This is a genomic window from Lacinutrix algicola (genome assembly GCF_001418085.1).
In the GTDB taxonomy this organism is placed as follows: domain Bacteria; phylum Bacteroidota; class Bacteroidia; order Flavobacteriales; family Flavobacteriaceae; genus Lacinutrix; species Lacinutrix algicola.
On the sequence record NZ_LIQH01000027.1, the window covers coordinates 200,120 to 216,490 of the forward strand.

A 16,371-nucleotide genomic window follows, 5' to 3' on the forward strand; every position below is an offset into this window, starting at 1 on the left:
TAGTCTCTCTTAATCTATAACAAAATCTAACACACTACCCGTAGTCCCTGTAGGATAGCTTATTCCTAATAGTGCAGAGATTGTTGGAGCGATATCGATAATTTCAGTTTTAGCCAATGTGCTTCCCTTTTTAATACCATTTCCGTAAAATAATAATGGTACATGAGTATCAAAAGTAGAACCAGAACCATGTGTAGAACCTGTTTCGCTATAACTAATTACGGCAGGATTTTTAATAATAATGATATCTCCAGATCGCTTTTGATGGTAACCATTTTGTATTAAAGCTTCAATTCCATTAGAGAATGTAGTATTCTGCATCGTTTCAGATGAATATACTTTATCAATATTTTTATAATTTATTACTTCGTTTACAATAGCATATTGCACTTCCCTTAAATCTAAGTTCAATGCTTTTAAGCGTGATTTGTTTAAAAATATTTGATCGTTACTAAAGCTCTCTATTAAATCTGAAGTAGCATATTTTTCAACTAAAAATCCGTTTAGTTTTTTTCTAAATTCTTTTTTATTAAAATACCCAGCAGGTATTTTTACACTTTGTAAATATGCAGGCACTTCTACTGCACCATGATCTGAAGTTAAAAATAAAGTATACTCACCTGCACCAACTTGGGCATCTAATGCTTTAAATAAACGCTCTAAATCCTTATCTAAACGAATGTATGTATCTTCTATCTCTTTAGAGTTAACACCAAAATTATGACCAACATAATCTGTACTCGAAAAACTAACCGTTAAAACATCTGTAATATCATCTTTACCTAATTGCTCTCCTGCAAGTGCTTGAATTGCAAAATCTGCTACTATACTATTTCCGAATGGTGTTGCTTTAATAATATCGAATCCTTTATTATCGTCTTTTAAAACTGCTAAATCATAAGGAAAAGTCGCATTTTCTTTACCTTTAAAACCGCCTTCAAACGAATTTAAATCACTTCCACTTTCTGTATATGTATTAATATCATACAGTGTATTCCATTCGCGTAAATAGTTTTCAGCAGTATTACTTGCATTAAAAGTTTTTACCCATTCTGGAAGGCTATCCATATAATAACTAGAAGTAATAAAATTACCTTCATCTTTACCTCTAAACCAATAAGCAGCATTTGCAGAGTGACCAGCTGGTAAAATTGCACCACGATCTTTAACAGATATTCCAATAGTTTTTCCTCGCATTTGAGTAAATAATCTATTCTCATCTGCAAAAGTTGTTGTTTTCATATTACGAGGAGACATACGATCTGTATCAGTTTTACTACCTATAGCAATAACAGTAGAATCGTCTGCACAATACATCGTTTTCTTACTAAATTTATTGTACCAATAATTAGCAATTATTCCATGATTTTTTGGAGAAGTTCCAGTAAATATTGAAGCATGACCTGGTCCTGTATAAGTAGGCACATAATTATAATGGTTGTTTTTGCAATTAAAACCATCGTTAATTAAGCGTTTAAAACCATCGTCTCCAAACTTATTATAAAAACGTGTTAAATAATCGTATCTCATTTGGTCCACCACTATACCAATCACTAATTTAGGTTTAGCATGCAGTGATACTTCTTTTTCTAAATTAGTTTGTATTACTTTATTCTGTGCTGTACAGTTAAAAAAAAATAATACTATAAAAATACTTGATAAAAATCTCATGTTATAAGCTTTAGTTTACAAGACAAAAATAAACTATTTAAAATATTCTAATTTAAAAACAGCGTTAAATACCTGTTATAATTATCTGAATATATTATACCATTTTATAGAACATTGGTTTTAGATTTTTATACTTTAGCAATTAATACAATTCGGTTTTTAAATTAATAATGAAACAAAAATCGTTTCAATACTTATATGCAGTATCTACATAATATTGGCGCTTACTTTTTAATGATTATAGAGCTATTTCGTAAACCAACGAAATGGTCTGTAATGAAAGAACTTATACTTAAAGATATAGACGATTTAATAATTGGTTCTATAGGTATTGTTGCATTTATTGCTTTTTTTGTTGGTGGCGTAGTAACCATTCAAACAGCATTAAATATTGATAATCCTTTGATTCCAAAAGAATTAATTGGTTTTGCAACAAGACAATCTATTCTATTGGAGTTTGCTCCTACCTTTATGTCTATTATTATGGCAGGTAAAGTAGGTTCTTTTATTACTTCTAGTATAGGAACCATGCGTGTTACAGAACAAATTGATGCCTTAGAGGTTATGGGTATAAACTCATTAAACTATCTTGTTTTTCCTAAATTAATTGCAATGGCATTTTATCCTTTTGTAATATCTATTGCTATGTTTCTAGGTGTTATTGGTGGATTAATGGCATGTATATATGGAGGTTATGCATCTGTAGATGATTTTATTACAGGTATACAACAAGAGTTTGAACCTTTTCATATTGTTTATGCTTTTATTAAAACATTCTTATTTGCCTTTGTATTGGCTACAATACCTTCTTTTCATGGCTATTATATGAAAGGTGGTGCTCTTGAAGTAGGAAAAGCAAGTACAACCTCTTTTGTTTGGACTAGTGTTGCAATTATTATTATAAACTATTTAGCAACTCAATTATTACTAAGCTAATGATAGAAGTAAAAAATTTACATAAATCGTTTGGAGAAGCTCATATTTTAAAAGGTATTAGCGCAACATTTCATCAAGGGCAAACCAATTTAATTATTGGACAAAGTGGTTCTGGAAAATCTGTATTTTTGAAATGCTTATTAGGTTTATATTCTTACGAGCAAGGCAGCATAGAATATAATGGTGAAATTTTTGCAGATTTAAGTGAAGACAAAAAAAGAGATATGCGTGCGAAAATTGGCATGGTATTTCAAGGTAGTGCTTTGTTTGATTCTTTAACAATTGAAGAAAACGTAATGTTTCCTTTGCGTATGTTTACTAAACTTAAAAAGGACGAAATGCGAGATCGTGCAAACGTTGTTTTAAAGCGTGTAAACCTGGAAGGTGCCCACAAAAAAATGCCAAGTGAAGCTTCTGGTGGTATGCAAAAACGTGTTGCCATTGCTAGAGCAATTGTAAACAATCCTAAATACTTATTTTGCGATGAGCCTAACTCTGGATTAGATCCTAAAACAGCAATTGTAATAGATAATTTAATTCATGAAATTACAGAAGAGTATCAAATAACAACTGTTATTAATACTCACGATATGAACTCTGTTATGGAAATTGGAGATCATATTATGTTTCTAAAAGATGGATTGAAAGCCTGGGAAGGCACTAAAGACACAATATTTAGAACAGATAATGAAGTTGTTACAGACTTTGTTTATTCTTCGAACTTATTTAAAAAAGTACGTGAAGCTATAATTAAAGAAAATAAATAAGTCATTTACAACTTCTTAAATACATTAAAAACATAATCTAAAACGTATTGATTATTGTCTTTTTAAAACAATTGTATCTGTTTTAATTTTTGTTTTAAGCCATTCAACCAACTCTTTATCTTTAACTCCTGCAATACTATCGTTTATACCAACTTTCCATTTTGCAGTTGCAACATCTATTGTATCTACCGATGTAAAATTATTAGACACTAACATTTTAGAATAACCAAAATACTGTAAATCATTAAATTTTATTTTAGCATCTTTTGATAAAATAGAGAATGAAATAGTATTATTATCATTATTAACTCTTTGTAGTTCACTTCTTAAATTATTGACTTCAGTTTGCAAGCCTAAAATAATATTATCTTTTTCGTCTAAGATTCTTATTGCTCTATCGTAGGCATCAGAAATTTTATCGAAACTTCTATTTTTGTTTCCATTTATTTTTAATTCAAACTCTCCTATTTTATCATAACCTTTTAATTCGTTACGTAAATCTACTTCTGTGGCTTCAGTAATTTCACCATTAAAATAAAGCGTTATTAATTTTTCTTCATAATTAGGAATTCCTTTTTGAAACCAAAGTTCACTATTTGGAGCAATTTCATTTTTAATAAAATTATCGTAATTAATTTCTAATTGACTCTCTCTTAACACTTTTACAAAAGTAATAGTTGGATAAATCATGACAATAATTGCTACAAGTGCTGCAAATTGTGCAATTCTTTTTCGTTTAGCAGAATTAGCATATTTAAGCATTGGAAAACGTAATACTTTTAAAACTATAAAAGTTGCCAATGCAATAAAAATGGTATTAATAGTAAACAAGTTCATTGCTCCTCCAAAATAAACCCAATTACCTTTAGCTAATCCATAACCTGCTGTACAAAGTGGAGGCATTAATGCAGTTGCAATAGCTACACCAAAAATAACAGAAGCTATAGTTCCTTTTTTAGTACGTGCGATTATTAATGCTAAACCACCAAAAAAGGCAATTAACACATCTCTAATATCTGGACTTACACGACCTAAAAGTTCTGAGGTATCTTCACTTAATGGAAAGAAATAAAAGAATAAAAAAGCGGTTAATAAACTCAACACAATCATAGTTGCTAAATTTATTAACGATCGTTTTAGAGTATCGATATCGTTAATTGCAATAGCTAAACCAATACCTAATATTGGTCCCATTAATGGAGAAATTAACATGGCTCCAATTACAACTGCGGTTGAATTAGCATTTAGACCTATGGAGGCCACAAAAATAGAACAAATTAAAATCCACGCAGTTGCTCCTTTAAAAGGAATATCTGCCTTAATCGCTTCTATTGTTGCATCTCTATCTGTATCTTCTCTAAAATCAAGAAGCTCAATAAAGAATTTTTTTATGCTTTCAAAAAAACTTTTTGCGTCTTTCTTTACAGTTTCTTTAGACTGCTGTACAGCTTCGTCTTTTTTATCTGCTACTTCTTTTAATATTTCTGCTTCATCTTTTTTAGAATCTTCAGCAAAATTAAATTTGTTTTCGTCACTCATATATTATCCTAAATGGTCTCCAAATTGAGTTTTCACTTTTTGAAGTACTTTTTTTATATCTTGTTCTTTTGCCTTTGGATAAATAAGTAAAACTTCATCTTTATCCACAATTATATAATCTTTTAAACCATCTACAACCACTACTTTATTCGTCTTGGTACGTATCATGTTTCCAGAGGCATCCTCTGCTAGTGTTCTTGCATTTACTACAGCATTATTATCTTCGTCTTTTTCTAACTTATCGTATAAGCTTCCCCAAGTTCCAAGATCATTCCAATCGAAAGTAGCAGGTAAAACAAATACATTTTTAGACTTTTCCATAATAGCATAGTCTACCGATATATTTTCGGCTTTGCCATAATTTTCTTTTATAAAATCGTTTTCTAAATCTGAATTATAAGTATTGATTCCATTTTCAAAAAGTTGAAATAATTCTGGTTGGTTATTTTTAAAGGCTTCCACTACACTTTTTGCGCTCCATATAAAAATACCTGCATTCCATAAAAAATTACCTTGAGAGATAAAGCTTTTAGCCGTTTCATAATCTGGTTTTTCTCTAAACTGATTTACATTTTTTATAGGACTATTTGAGTCCTTATCGTATTCTATATAACCATAACCCGTATTTGGGAACGTTGGCTTAATACCTAAAGTCATTAAGGCATCATTATTCTCGCAGTATTTAAAAGCTTGTTCTACGTTATCTGTAAACGCTTTTTCATCTTCAATCCAATGATCGCTTGGTGCAACTATCATTACTGCATCTTTATTTTCTTTTTGAATTTTTAAAGAAGCATATAAAATACAAGGTGCTGTGTTTCTCATTGCCGGTTCTAAAACAACTTGCCTTTTAGTTACTTCTGGTAGTTGTTCTAAAACTAAATCATTATAAATCTCATTAGTTAGAATAAAAATATTTTCCTTCGGAATTAAAGTCGCTAAACGATTAAACGTTTTTTGAATTAGCGTATCTCCAGTTCCCAACATATCGTGAAATTGCTTTGGAAAATCTGTTGTGCTTACTGGCCAAAACCTAGAACCTACTCCTCCAGCCATTAATATGGCATAATAATTTTTATTCATTTTATCTCTCATTCTTCAATAATATCTATTTCTGCATTAGGACTGAAAAGATACACTTTTCCTGTACTAATTTCAACACATTCAAAACGTTTTACACGTTTGCTTACTTTTTTAAAAGTTTTTTTGTCTCTAAATCTAAAAACAGTTCCAAAAGGCACCTCAAAAACATATGTTTTGTCACTATTAGCATCAAATTGTTTTAATGCGTAAGCTAAATCAGAATCTGTATCACTACTTGCTTTAGGATTCTTAAAATGTCTTGCTAATAAAGGTAATAAATTTAAAGGAAATACTTCTGGATTTATAAAAGGTAACATTAAATGTTGAAACGTACGTTTCCACTCTAATCCATGTGGTTTAATAAGTCTTCCGTAGTTTTTATAAGCTTCAAAATGAGCAACTTCATGAACAAGTGTAATTAAAAAACGATATTTATTTAAATTATTATTTATTGTTATTTGATGTTTTCCGTTTGATAATTTCCTGTAATCTCCATGCCTAGTTTTCCTTTCCTTTTTTACTAAAACCGTTAAATTATCATGCTCTAAAAGTTCTAAAACCTTAGAAATAGCTTGCTCTGGAATGTGGTTTATTATAGTATTCTGCATTGAAACAAAAATAATAAAAGGGAATTAATTTTATATAATTTTTATGCTATAACTCATAATTAGTTAAGTGGCATAAAAAATCCCAAAACTATTAAATTTTGGGATTTTTATATTTTAATATATGTTTGTTCTACATTCTCTCTGGCACACTAATACCTAGCAATCCGAAAGCATTTTTAATTGCATTTCCTACCGCTTTAGACAATTGAACTCTAAACGCTATAGAATCTTTATTGTCGTTACCCATTACAATTGGTAAGTTTTGAAAAAATGAATTATACTCTTTAACCAATTCGTAAATATAGTTTGCTATTAAAGCTGGACTATAATTTTGGGCAGCATTTTGTATTACTTCTGGAAAAAGCTGTAAATGTTTTAATACTGCTTTTTCCTTATCTTCTAACGTATAATCAGCATTAATACTACTTAATGTAATATTATCGTTTTTTAAAGTTGCCTCTGCTTTACGTAAAATAGATTGTATTCTAGCGTAAGTATATTGTATAAAAGGTCCTGTATTACCTTGAAAATCGATAGATTCTTTTGGATCAAACAAAATTCTCTTTTTCGGATCTACTTTAAGTATATAATATTTTAAAGCTCCTAGGCCTATTGTGCTATATAAATCTAATTTTTCTTGATCTGTATACCCGTCTAGTTTCCCTAAATCTTCAGAGATTTCTTGCGCTGTAGTAGCCATATCTGAAATTAAATCGTCGGCATCTACAACAGTACCTTCTCTACTTTTCATTTTTCCGCTAGGTAAATCTACCATTCCATAACTTAAATGAAATAAGTTTTTAGCCCAATCGAATCCTAATTTTTTCAGAATTAAAAATAAGACTTGAAAGTGATAATCTTGTTCGTTACCAACAGTATAAACCATACCGCCAACATCTGGAAAATCTTTTAAACGTTGTATTGCCGTACCAATATCTTGTGTCATATAGACAGCTGTACCATCGCTACGCAGTACTATTTTTTCGTCTAGGCCGTCTTCGGTTAAATCGCACCAAACAGAACCATCTTCTTTTTTAAAGAATACTCCCGTTTTTAAACCTTCATCAACAAATTCTTTTCCTAATAGATAAGTTTGACTTTCATAATACAAAGTATCGAAATCTACTCCTAAATTTTTATAAGTAACATCGAAACCATTATAAACCCATTGGTTCATGGTTTCCCATAATGCAACGACTTCTTTATCTCCGGCTTCCCATTTTTGAAGCATTTGTTGTGCTTCAATTAAAATTGGTGCTTCTTTTTTTGCTTCGTCTTCGGTTTTACCTTCGGCTATTAAAGCTGCTATTTCTTTTTTATATTCTTGATCGAATTTTACATAGTAATTTCCAACCAGCTTATCTCCTTTTAATCCTGTAGACTCAGGTGTTTCTGTATTACCAAAACGCTGCCAAGCTAACATACTCTTACAAATATGAATACCACGATCGTTAATTATCTGCGTTTTATAAACTTTCTTTCCAGAGGCTTTAATAATTTCGGCTACACTATAACCTAATAAATTATTACGTATATGTCCTAAGTGTAAAGGTTTGTTTGTATTTGGTGAAGAATATTCTACCATTATAGCTTTGTCGTCTGCTTTAGGTGCTGTAAACCCAAAAGTAGAGTCGTCTTTAATTGTATTAAAAAATGAAACATAGTGTGCATCTACAATTTCAATATTTAAAAAGCCTTTTACTACGTTAAATGCTTTTACTTCATCAACGTTATCTACTAAAAATGTACCAATTGCTTCTCCTATTTGTACAGGATTGCCTTTAACTACGCGCAACATTGGAAACACAACTACTGTAATATCTCCTGCAAACTCTTTACGAGTAGCTTGAAATTCTACGTTTTCTAATTCTGCTTTATAAATTGTACTAACAGCTTGTTTTACTGCTTGTGTTAATGTTACTTGAAGGTTCATTTTATTTGTAATTTTAGACTGACAAATATAGTATATATTGCCTAAACATAATTTATTATCTATTGATTTCTATATTTGATTTAAATGCAATACTAATCTTATGTATTATATTAAAAATTACTGTTCTAATATCTTAGTATTACTTATGTAATTACCAAAAAGACAACATAATGCCTTTCAACGAAAAACCGAGCATATTTGTATTATTTTTCCTATTCATCGATAAATTACCGAAGTGTTTTATTAATAGACTCACTTAAACTAATATATTGGCTTTAAAACCTATAAATTAGTATAATAGATGTCTTTTTTTAATTTTTGGTAAGCTATTAAACCCTTAACCAACTAATGTTTATGTTTTTATAAAACATTAAAAACCTTTAGTTAATTTTCGTTGCATTGTTGCAAGTACCTATGATAAGACTAATTGTTCTTTTTTGCTTTTTATTTTCTCTAACTGCTTTTTCGCAAGATGAAGAATTAGAAAGTTTACGCATAGAATTAACTTTTCAGAATCCCGATACTACCAAAATTGAAACTTCTCTTAAAATAATAAAATTACTATATAACACTAAGGATTACGATAGTGCTTTAAAGTATATTAATGGAGCCGAAAAATTATCTGAGAATTTAAAATACAGAAAAGGTATTGCTGAGATAACTTTTTATAAGGCACTTATTTACAATAGAAGAAACGATTATATTAATGCTTCTAATCAATTTACAAAAGCAGAACAGTTATTTATTGCATTAAAAGATACATTATCTATAGTTAGAACAAAAAACCAATTAGGAATTTTAGAAATAGAACGTGGTAATTACAAAAAAGGTTTAAAATATGCTCTCGAAGGCATTAATGAGCTAGAAAAAAGAGATTTATTTGAAGATTTAGCAATTGCATATCAAAGTTTAGGAAAGGCTTACCAAAAAACTGGATCTACAGAAAAAGCAATCGATTACAATTTAAAAAGCTTAGAAGTACAAGAACGCATTAATAGCATTGAAGGTATTGTTAAAAGCAATATAAGTTTAGCTCAATTATATCTTGAGCAAAACGACTTAAAAAAAACAATACAATATTACGAGAATGCTCTTAAACATGTAAAGGATAATAACCTGGAGTTAAAAGCAAGCATTCTTCCAGACTTAGGAGCTGCTTATATAAAAAATGAGGACTTAAAAATAGCTTCGGATTATTTAACAGAAAGCATAAAACTAAATAGAACCGTAAAAAACGAACAAGGCATTTTAAAATCGCTTAATAATTTAGGGGAATTAAACATCCTCAAAAAACATTACAAAACTGCAGAGTTACAGCTTTTAGAGGCAGGTAATATGGGCAGACAAAATAACAATAAACTTGAGTTATTAAAAAACTACAAGCTTATGAAAACCTTAGATTCTACAAAAGGTGATTTTGAAAGAGCCTTTGCATGGCAAAGAGAATACTTTAAAATAAAAACAAGTATTGATGCTAAAAAACAAAAAGATATTGCTCCTATTTTTAAAGAAGACTCTATAATTGAAGTGCAGAAAGAACCTTTAGTTACTTTAAGCACCATTGCTCCTGTTAAAATGGATAATAATGATAGTAAAAAGAAGCTAGACCGCTTAAATATTGCGTTTTATATTGTACTAGCAGCATTTGCTATTCTATTAATATTCTTTATTTTATTTTATATAAAACGTGGCAATAGCACCAAATACACTAGAGATTTAGAAGATAAAAATCAAAAAATAGAATTACAAAACGAAGCTATTTTAGAACAAAGTAAACATCTAGAAAACATTAATAAAGTTAAAGATAGATTGTTCTCTATTGTTTCTCATGATTTAAAAGATTCGCTCACCTCTACAAAAGGATTTATCGATTTATTAAAAGATGGACAATTATCTAATGAAGAGTTTCATAGTTTATTGCCAGAATTGAGTGAAAATGCAAATAACGCTTCACTCTTGCTCTTTAACTTACTAAATTGGTCTAAGTCGCAAATGCAGTCTTTAAGTCCAAAACCTTCTTTGTTTGATGTACAAGAAGTTTTTAACGAAAAAGTAAAATTAGTTGAACAAAAGATGCACAAAAAAGGTATTCTTTTAATAGATACTACGGTACGTGATTTTGTTTATGCAGATAGAAGTATGGTCGAAATTATTATTCAAAACCTATTAGCAAATGCCGTTAAGTTTTGTAAAAAAGACGATAAAATTACCATAGCTAATAGTGTAAATAATGGCTATAGTATAATTAGTGTTACGGATTCTGGCGTTGGTATCTCTTTAGAAAATCAACATAAAATATTTGATAATAATACGTTTTCAACTATTGGAACCGAAAATGAAAAAGGTACAGGTCTAGGTTTAACTATTTGTAAAGAATTAGTAGAACTAAACCAAGGACGTATTTGGGTAGATAGCGAATTAAATGTAGGCAGCACCTTTTTTATAGAGCTGCCTAAAGTTGAAGAACTTGTAATTACTTAAACTACGCTTTTGGTAAAAACACCTCTGCCATCATACATCGTGCACTTCCGCCACCACAAGTCTCTATAGTTTCTAAAGAACTAGACAGTATATTACAGTGCTTTTCTATTGTTTTTATTTGCTCTACTGATAAAGAATCGAAAGCTGCTTGACTCATTATTAAATATAACTTATCATCTTTTCCTTTTACTTGTAACATATTACCAGCAAAATTAGCAACTTGATCTTCGGTAATAATAATTATCTCTTTACCATCTTCTTTAAGACTTTTAATTACGCTTTTGCGTTCTTTTTTATCATCTATAGTGTCTAAACAAATAACTGCAAATGTTTCTGCTAAACACATCATTACATTTGTATGATAAATTGGCATACGTTTACCATCTACAGTTTGAAAAGCTGTAAAAACAACTGGTGTGTATTCAAAATCTTCACAAAATTCTATAAACAAACCTTCATCTGCTCTAGGAGATAATGCGCAATATGCTTTATCATTTACACGATCTAAAAGCAAACTACCAGTTCCTTCTAAAAAGACACCTTCTGCTTCTGCTTCTGTATAATCTACTATATTATTAATTTTAAAACCTTCTTTTTCTAAGCGCGTAAATATTTCTTCACGACGTTCTTTTCTTCTGTTTTCGGCAAACATAGGATACAAACCTACATTTCCATTCTCATGAAAACTCACCCAATTATTAGGGAAAATTGAATCTGGAGTATCTAATAATTTATCATCTTCTTCAACAATTACATTAATCCCTACAGCTCTTAATTTTTCTACATAAGCATCAAATTCTTCTTGTGCTTTTGCATTAATATCAGCATTTTTAATATCTAAGTCTTCTTGAAAGTAATTATTAATTGCAGTTTGTTCGTTCATTCTAAAGTGAACCGGACGAATCATTAATATAGTATTTGTTGTTTGTTGCATTATCTGTAATTTTTAGAGTGTAAAAATAGAGAATATGTAAATGATATATTCTATTTTTCATAAAATTATGTATTACATATTTTTAAAAATGTTTACTTGCAAAAAATAAAATAATTATTCCAATAATTAACAAAGGACTAAGCTAGTAGCAATAAAATACAATCAAAAAAATAAACTTCAATAAAATTAATAACTATGGAATTTGTATCTCATTATTTGCAAAGCGAACGCTTGCTAGGATTAAGCACTGGACTTTTTGGTCTATTTTCTATTTCTCTAGGAATATTCTTTTTAATATCTAAACCTCAATTTAAGGTGTTTGCTATTACCATGCTTATACTGGGTGCCATAGAAGCTGGCGTATTTATCACAGGATACTTTCTAGTAAACAACACAAACAAGGTGCATAGTAAAATAGAAACGTATCAAGAGTCGCCTAAAGGCTACCTTGAAAAAGATAAAATAATGATAGAAAGAAACTTAAAACTTTTCTTTATTCTAAAATGTACTTACGCTACACTTTTCTTGGTTTTAGCAATCGTTTTATCTAAAACAGATATAAAATCTATAACCTTTGGGATTTTAACAGCTTTAATGATTCATCTTGCAATGGCCACCATTATAGATACTTTTGGAGAACGTTACACTAAAATTTATAAAAAGGAAATAATAAAAGCGCTATAAATTAATTTTACTTCCACTTAATATTACAACCTATACTTGGCTTTTGATTTTCTAAAGGTGGTACATTATTTAATACAGCATCTATAGCTTTTCTTAATTCTTCTCCAGTTACAGCAGCACCATTTCCAGGTCTAGAATTATCTAATTGCCCATGATATGTTGCTTTTAAGTTAGCATCAAACACATAAAAATCTGGAGTACAAGCAGCAGCATATGCTTTTGCAACCTCTTGAGTTTCGTCGTATAAATAAGGGAAAGGATATTTTAAATTTGTCGCCACCTGTTTCATTAACTCTGGTCTGTCTTGAGGGTAACTATTAGCATCGTTACTACTTATTGCAACAAATCCAATACCTTTAGACAAGTAATGATTAGCTAATTTTACTAATTGTGTGTTTACATGTACTACAAATGGACAATGATTACATATAAACATTATTACAGTTCCTTTACCTCCTTTAAGCTCTTGAAGGTTAACCAACTTACCTGTGACAACATCTTGTAATGAAAATTGAGGTGCAAGTGTTCCGTTTTCGAAACTATTAGATTCTGTTAATGCCATATTTTTTATTTTGAATTTAAAATTACTCGAAAATTTAGAGATTTGCAACAATTAAGTATATCACGCAAACACCAATAATCAATTTGATAAGTGTTTTTAATATTTTTTACCATTTTGTTAGAGTATTTCAAAAATTATTGTTTTCTTGACAAAGATTAATAGCAACCCTTAACATTATCCCTTAAATGAAGTATTCCCTTATACTCGCATTTCTTTTTGTGTCCTTTTTTATTTCAGCTCAAAACAATAGTAACAACTTATTACAAGTTACACGTTACAAGCTGCATCCGACAGAATTAAATATTCAAAATGATGTTGAAGCAGAAAAAATAAATCTTAAAATTTATTATTTAAAAGATGGAGACATTACTTCAGACTATCGTTATTTTAAACCAAAAAAAAATGAAATTTTATTTTTCTTCGGAAACGATATAGCAAAAAATACTACACAAATGTATTTTAAAGCAGATGATAGCTTAATGCGTATTTACAAAAAGAAAAACTTTAATAAGCTTATGAAAGTTGTTGAGATATTAGAGTACAACGTATTCTCTCAAGAAGCTAATTTCTCTAGTATAGATGCTTACACTGCTTTAGCGCAATTATAAAATTATTATTAGAAACTAATTTCTATTTAATAATTGGTTCTGCGTATAAATCAAAATCTGCTGCTTCTGTAACTTTTACTGTTGTATATTCTCCTGTTTTTAAATAGGTAGTAGTAGCATTAATAAGGACTTCATTATCAACATCTGGAGAATCGAACTCTGTTCTTCCAATAAAGTATTCACCTTCTTTTCTATCGATAATTACTTTAAATTCTTGACCAATTTTTTCTTGATTTAACTCCCAAGAAATTTGAGATTGAATTTCCATAATTTCATTAGCACGATCCTGTTTAACCTCTTGAGGTACATCATCGACTAAATTAAAGGCATGTGTATTTTCTTCATGAGAATAAGTAAAACAACCTAAACGCTCAAAACGCATCTCGCGAACCCATTCTCTAAGCTCTTCAAAATCCTCTTGAGTCTCTCCTGGATAACCAACAATTAATGTTGTTCTAATGGTCATGTTTGGAACAGCAGCTCTAAACTCTTTAAGCAACTTAGTAGTTTTTTCTTTTGTAGTACCACGACGCATACTTTTTAATATAGAATCACTAATATGTTGTAATGGTATATCTAAATAGTTACAAATCTTAGGTTCACGGTTCATTATATCAAGCACATCCATAGGAAAACCTGTTGGGAATGCATAATGTAAACGAATCCACTCAACACCTTCTACTTTTACTAAGTTTTCAAGTAGCTCGGCTAAGTTTCTTTTTTTGTAGATATCTAATCCGTAATATGTTAAATCTTGAGCAATAAGTATTAATTCCTTTACACCGTTTGCAGCAAGTTTTTCTGCCTCGATAACTAAATTTTCTATAGGCGTACTTTTATGCTTTCCACGCATTAATGGTATAGCACAAAAACTACAAGGTCTATCGCAACCTTCAGCAATTTTTAAATACGCATAATTTTTAGGTGTTGTTGTTAAACGTTCACCTATTAATTCATGTTTATAATCTGCTCCTAAAGCTTTTAATAAGCCTGGCAATTCTGTAGTTCCAAAATATTGATCAACATTAGGAATCTGCTCTTGTAAGTCTGGCTTATATCTTTCAGAAAGACAACCAGTAACAAATACTTTATCTACATCTCCATCTTCTTTTTTCTGCATGTACTCTAAGATTGTGTTAACACTTTCTTCTTTGGCATTATTAATAAAACCACAAGTATTAATCACAACAATATTACCTTCTTCCTCATGCACAACATCTTTGCCGCTGGCTTTAAGTTGTCCCATTAACACTTCGCTGTCGTAAACATTTTTACTACAACCTAGTGTTATTACATTGATTTTGTTCTTCTTAAGTGACTTAGTACGCATATCTTAATTTTGGACTGCAAATATACGCAATGATTTAAGATATATGATTAATAGTGAACTATTAAACTTTTTGTTTTCTTTATGGTCTAATTATAAAAATCACTGTCCATGAAAGTTTTAATACCGTCATTTTATTTATTATTCTTTCTTTTAATTAGTAACTGTAGTACAAATGAAACAGTAATTCAAGGTGTTACAGAAATAGAATCAATTTATTTTCCTCCAATTGATAGCACTAATTGGGAAACAAAATCTACAAATAACTTGAATTGGAATGAAAGCCAATTACAACCACTTTTAGATTATTTAGAAGAAAAAAATACCAAAGGTTTTATTGTGCTTCACAATGGTAAAATTGTTATCGAAAACTATTTTAATAATCATGATGTTGAATCTAACTGGTATTGGGCAAGTGCAGGAAAAACACTAACAACAGCCCTATCGGGAATTGCTCAAGACGAAAACCTAATAAATATTAACAATAAAGTATCTGATTATTTAGGTATTGGATGGACAAGCGCTTCAATAGAAAAAGAACAATTAATAACTTGTAAAAACTTATTATCTATGACAACAGGTATTGATGATAGTTTGGGTGATTCGGTTTTACCAGAAAACTTACAATATGTTGCAAATGCAGGAGAAAGATGGGCATACCATAATGTTTATGTAAAAATGCAAGATATAATTGCACAAGCAAGTAACCAAAATTGGCCTAACTATTTCAATACAAAACTTAGAGATAAAATTGGCATGACAGGGACTTGGATTCCTTTTAATGACTTAAGTGTATATTGGAGTAACACAAGAAGCATGGCTCGTTTTGGTTTATTAATGTCTGCAAATGGTAAATGGGAAACATCTCAAATTATTCCAGAAAACTTTATAAATGAAGCAACTTCCACATCTCAAGATATTAATAAAGCTTATGGTTATTTATGGTGGCTAAACGGAAAAAACTGTTACTATTTACCACAAAGTCAGCTTGAATTTAATGGAGAACTAATTCCTAACGCTCCTGGCGATATGTTTGCTGCTCTAGGAAAGAACGATCAAAAAATATACGTTGTGCCTAGTAAAAATTTAGTTATTGTAAGAATGGGAGCAGCAGCAGATAATTCTAATTTTACGCTCTCTACTTTTGATAATGATTTATGGGAGAAAATTAATTTTTTAATAGATTAATCATCCATACTAAAAAAACGACACATTTTTCTATGTAAGTTTTAATCAAA

Annotated in this window: 14 protein-coding genes; 6 read left to right on the forward strand and 8 right to left on the reverse strand. The window is 29.7% G+C overall.

All coding sequences use genetic code 11. The features are described from left to right. Positions 1-9 precede the first annotated feature (9 nt). Positions 10-1,671 carry an alkaline phosphatase PafA gene (pafA, locus tag ASC41_RS04610; RefSeq protein ID WP_055435464.1) on the reverse strand — a complete coding sequence of 554 codons (1,662 nt, stop codon included), beginning with the start codon at positions 1,669-1,671 and terminating at the stop codon, positions 10-12. Between the two features lie 198 nt (positions 1,672-1,869). Here pafA and ASC41_RS04615 point away from each other — a divergent pair, with 198 nt between their 5' ends. Together ASC41_RS04615 and ASC41_RS04620 are read left to right on the forward strand one after the other, a co-directional pair. Continuing rightward, positions 1,870-2,607: an MlaE family ABC transporter permease gene (locus ASC41_RS04615; protein WP_055435465.1), complete on the forward strand. Its 738-nt coding sequence runs from the start codon at positions 1,870-1,872 to the stop codon at positions 2,605-2,607. Next, positions 2,607-3,374 (forward strand): ABC transporter ATP-binding protein, encoded by a 768-nt coding sequence (locus ASC41_RS04620; protein ID WP_055435466.1) that lies wholly within the window; start codon positions 2,607-2,609, stop codon positions 3,372-3,374. Before ASC41_RS04615 ends, ASC41_RS04620 begins: the two co-directional genes overlap by 1 nt. Positions 3,375-3,425: 51 nt before the next feature. On the opposite strand, the gene ASC41_RS04625 is transcribed toward ASC41_RS04620, so the two are convergent. From ASC41_RS04625 to argS, 4 genes are all read right to left on the reverse strand, one after another. After that, positions 3,426-4,913: a DUF389 domain-containing protein gene (locus tag ASC41_RS04625; RefSeq protein WP_055435467.1), complete on the reverse strand. Its 1,488-nt coding sequence runs from the start codon at positions 4,911-4,913 to the stop codon at positions 3,426-3,428. A gap of 3 nt (positions 4,914-4,916) precedes the next feature. Beyond that, positions 4,917-5,996 (reverse strand): mannose-1-phosphate guanylyltransferase, encoded by a 1,080-nt coding sequence (locus tag ASC41_RS04630; protein WP_055435500.1) that lies wholly within the window; start codon positions 5,994-5,996, stop codon positions 4,917-4,919. A gap of 8 nt (positions 5,997-6,004) precedes the next feature. Next, positions 6,005-6,604: a SprT-like domain-containing protein gene (locus ASC41_RS04635; protein ID WP_055435468.1), complete on the reverse strand. Its 600-nt coding sequence runs from the start codon at positions 6,602-6,604 to the stop codon at positions 6,005-6,007. A 130-nt stretch (positions 6,605-6,734) separates the two neighbouring features. Next, on the reverse strand, positions 6,735-8,537 hold the full coding sequence (gene argS / locus ASC41_RS04640; protein ID WP_055435469.1) for an arginine--tRNA ligase: 1,803 nt from the start codon (positions 8,535-8,537) through the stop codon (positions 6,735-6,737). Positions 8,538-8,951: 414 nt separating this feature from the next. Between argS and ASC41_RS04645 the strand changes: the two genes are divergently transcribed. Further along, complete coding sequence (locus ASC41_RS04645; RefSeq protein ID WP_055435470.1) at positions 8,952-11,018, forward strand: tetratricopeptide repeat-containing sensor histidine kinase; 2,067 nt, start codon at positions 8,952-8,954, stop codon at positions 11,016-11,018. 1 nt (position 11,019) lies between these two features. Here the strand turns inward: ASC41_RS04645 and ctlX are convergent, their stop codons facing one another. Next, positions 11,020-11,952: a citrulline utilization hydrolase CtlX gene (ctlX, locus tag ASC41_RS04650; protein ID WP_055435471.1), complete on the reverse strand. Its 933-nt coding sequence runs from the start codon at positions 11,950-11,952 to the stop codon at positions 11,020-11,022. A 195-nt stretch (positions 11,953-12,147) separates the two neighbouring features. Between ctlX and ASC41_RS04655 the strand changes: the two genes are divergently transcribed. Further along, complete coding sequence (locus ASC41_RS04655) at positions 12,148-12,636, forward strand: hypothetical protein (RefSeq protein ID WP_055435472.1); 489 nt, start codon at positions 12,148-12,150, stop codon at positions 12,634-12,636. Between the two features lie 7 nt (positions 12,637-12,643). Here the strand turns inward: ASC41_RS04655 and ASC41_RS04660 are convergent, their stop codons facing one another. After that, entirely contained in the window at positions 12,644-13,198 is a 555-nt protein-coding gene (locus ASC41_RS04660; protein ID WP_055435473.1) for a thioredoxin family protein, read from the reverse strand. A 185-nt stretch (positions 13,199-13,383) separates the two neighbouring features. Here ASC41_RS04660 and ASC41_RS04665 point away from each other — a divergent pair, with 185 nt between their 5' ends. Then, the gene (locus tag ASC41_RS04665) at positions 13,384-13,806 is read left to right on the forward strand and encodes a hypothetical protein (protein WP_152971416.1); all 423 of its coding nucleotides are present in this window, start codon (positions 13,384-13,386) and stop codon (positions 13,804-13,806) included. 22 nt (positions 13,807-13,828) lie between these two features. Here the strand turns inward: ASC41_RS04665 and rimO are convergent, their stop codons facing one another. Then, a complete protein-coding gene (gene rimO, locus ASC41_RS04670) occupies positions 13,829-15,136 on the reverse strand; it encodes a 30S ribosomal protein S12 methylthiotransferase RimO (protein ID WP_055435475.1) in 1,308 nt (435 codons plus the stop codon). 108 nt (positions 15,137-15,244) lie between these two features. On the opposite strand from rimO, the gene ASC41_RS04675 reads away from it, so the two are divergent. Beyond that, on the forward strand, positions 15,245-16,321 hold the full coding sequence (locus ASC41_RS04675) for a serine hydrolase domain-containing protein (protein WP_055435476.1): 1,077 nt from the start codon (positions 15,245-15,247) through the stop codon (positions 16,319-16,321). The last annotated feature ends 50 nt before the right edge of the window (positions 16,322-16,371 follow it).

Coding starts and splice junctions, on each gene's coding strand:
- pafA (WP_055435464.1), bottom strand. CDS start 1,671: ATGAGATTTTTATCAAGTATTTTTATAGTATTATTTTTTTTTAACTGT.
- ASC41_RS04615 (WP_055435465.1), top strand. CDS start 1,870: ATGCAGTATCTACATAATATTGGCGCTTACTTTTTAATGATTATAGAG.
- ASC41_RS04620 (WP_055435466.1), top strand. CDS start 2,607: ATGATAGAAGTAAAAAATTTACATAAATCGTTTGGAGAAGCTCATATT.
- ASC41_RS04625 (WP_055435467.1), bottom strand. CDS start 4,913: ATGAGTGACGAAAACAAATTTAATTTTGCTGAAGATTCTAAAAAAGAT.
- ASC41_RS04630 (WP_055435500.1), bottom strand. CDS start 5,996: ATGAATAAAAATTATTATGCCATATTAATGGCTGGAGGAGTAGGTTCT.
- ASC41_RS04635 (WP_055435468.1), bottom strand. CDS start 6,604: ATGCAGAATACTATAATAAACCACATTCCAGAGCAAGCTATTTCTAAG.
- argS (WP_055435469.1), bottom strand. CDS start 8,537: ATGAACCTTCAAGTAACATTAACACAAGCAGTAAAACAAGCTGTTAGT.
- ASC41_RS04645 (WP_055435470.1), top strand. CDS start 8,952: ATGATAAGACTAATTGTTCTTTTTTGCTTTTTATTTTCTCTAACTGCT.
- ctlX (WP_055435471.1), bottom strand. CDS start 11,952: ATGCAACAAACAACAAATACTATATTAATGATTCGTCCGGTTCACTTT.
- ASC41_RS04655 (WP_055435472.1), top strand. CDS start 12,148: ATGGAATTTGTATCTCATTATTTGCAAAGCGAACGCTTGCTAGGATTA.
- ASC41_RS04660 (WP_055435473.1), bottom strand. CDS start 13,198: ATGGCATTAACAGAATCTAATAGTTTCGAAAACGGAACACTTGCACCT.
- ASC41_RS04665 (WP_152971416.1), top strand. CDS start 13,384: ATGAAGTATTCCCTTATACTCGCATTTCTTTTTGTGTCCTTTTTTATT.
- rimO (WP_055435475.1), bottom strand. CDS start 15,136: ATGCGTACTAAGTCACTTAAGAAGAACAAAATCAATGTAATAACACTA.
- ASC41_RS04675 (WP_055435476.1), top strand. CDS start 15,245: ATGAAAGTTTTAATACCGTCATTTTATTTATTATTCTTTCTTTTAATT.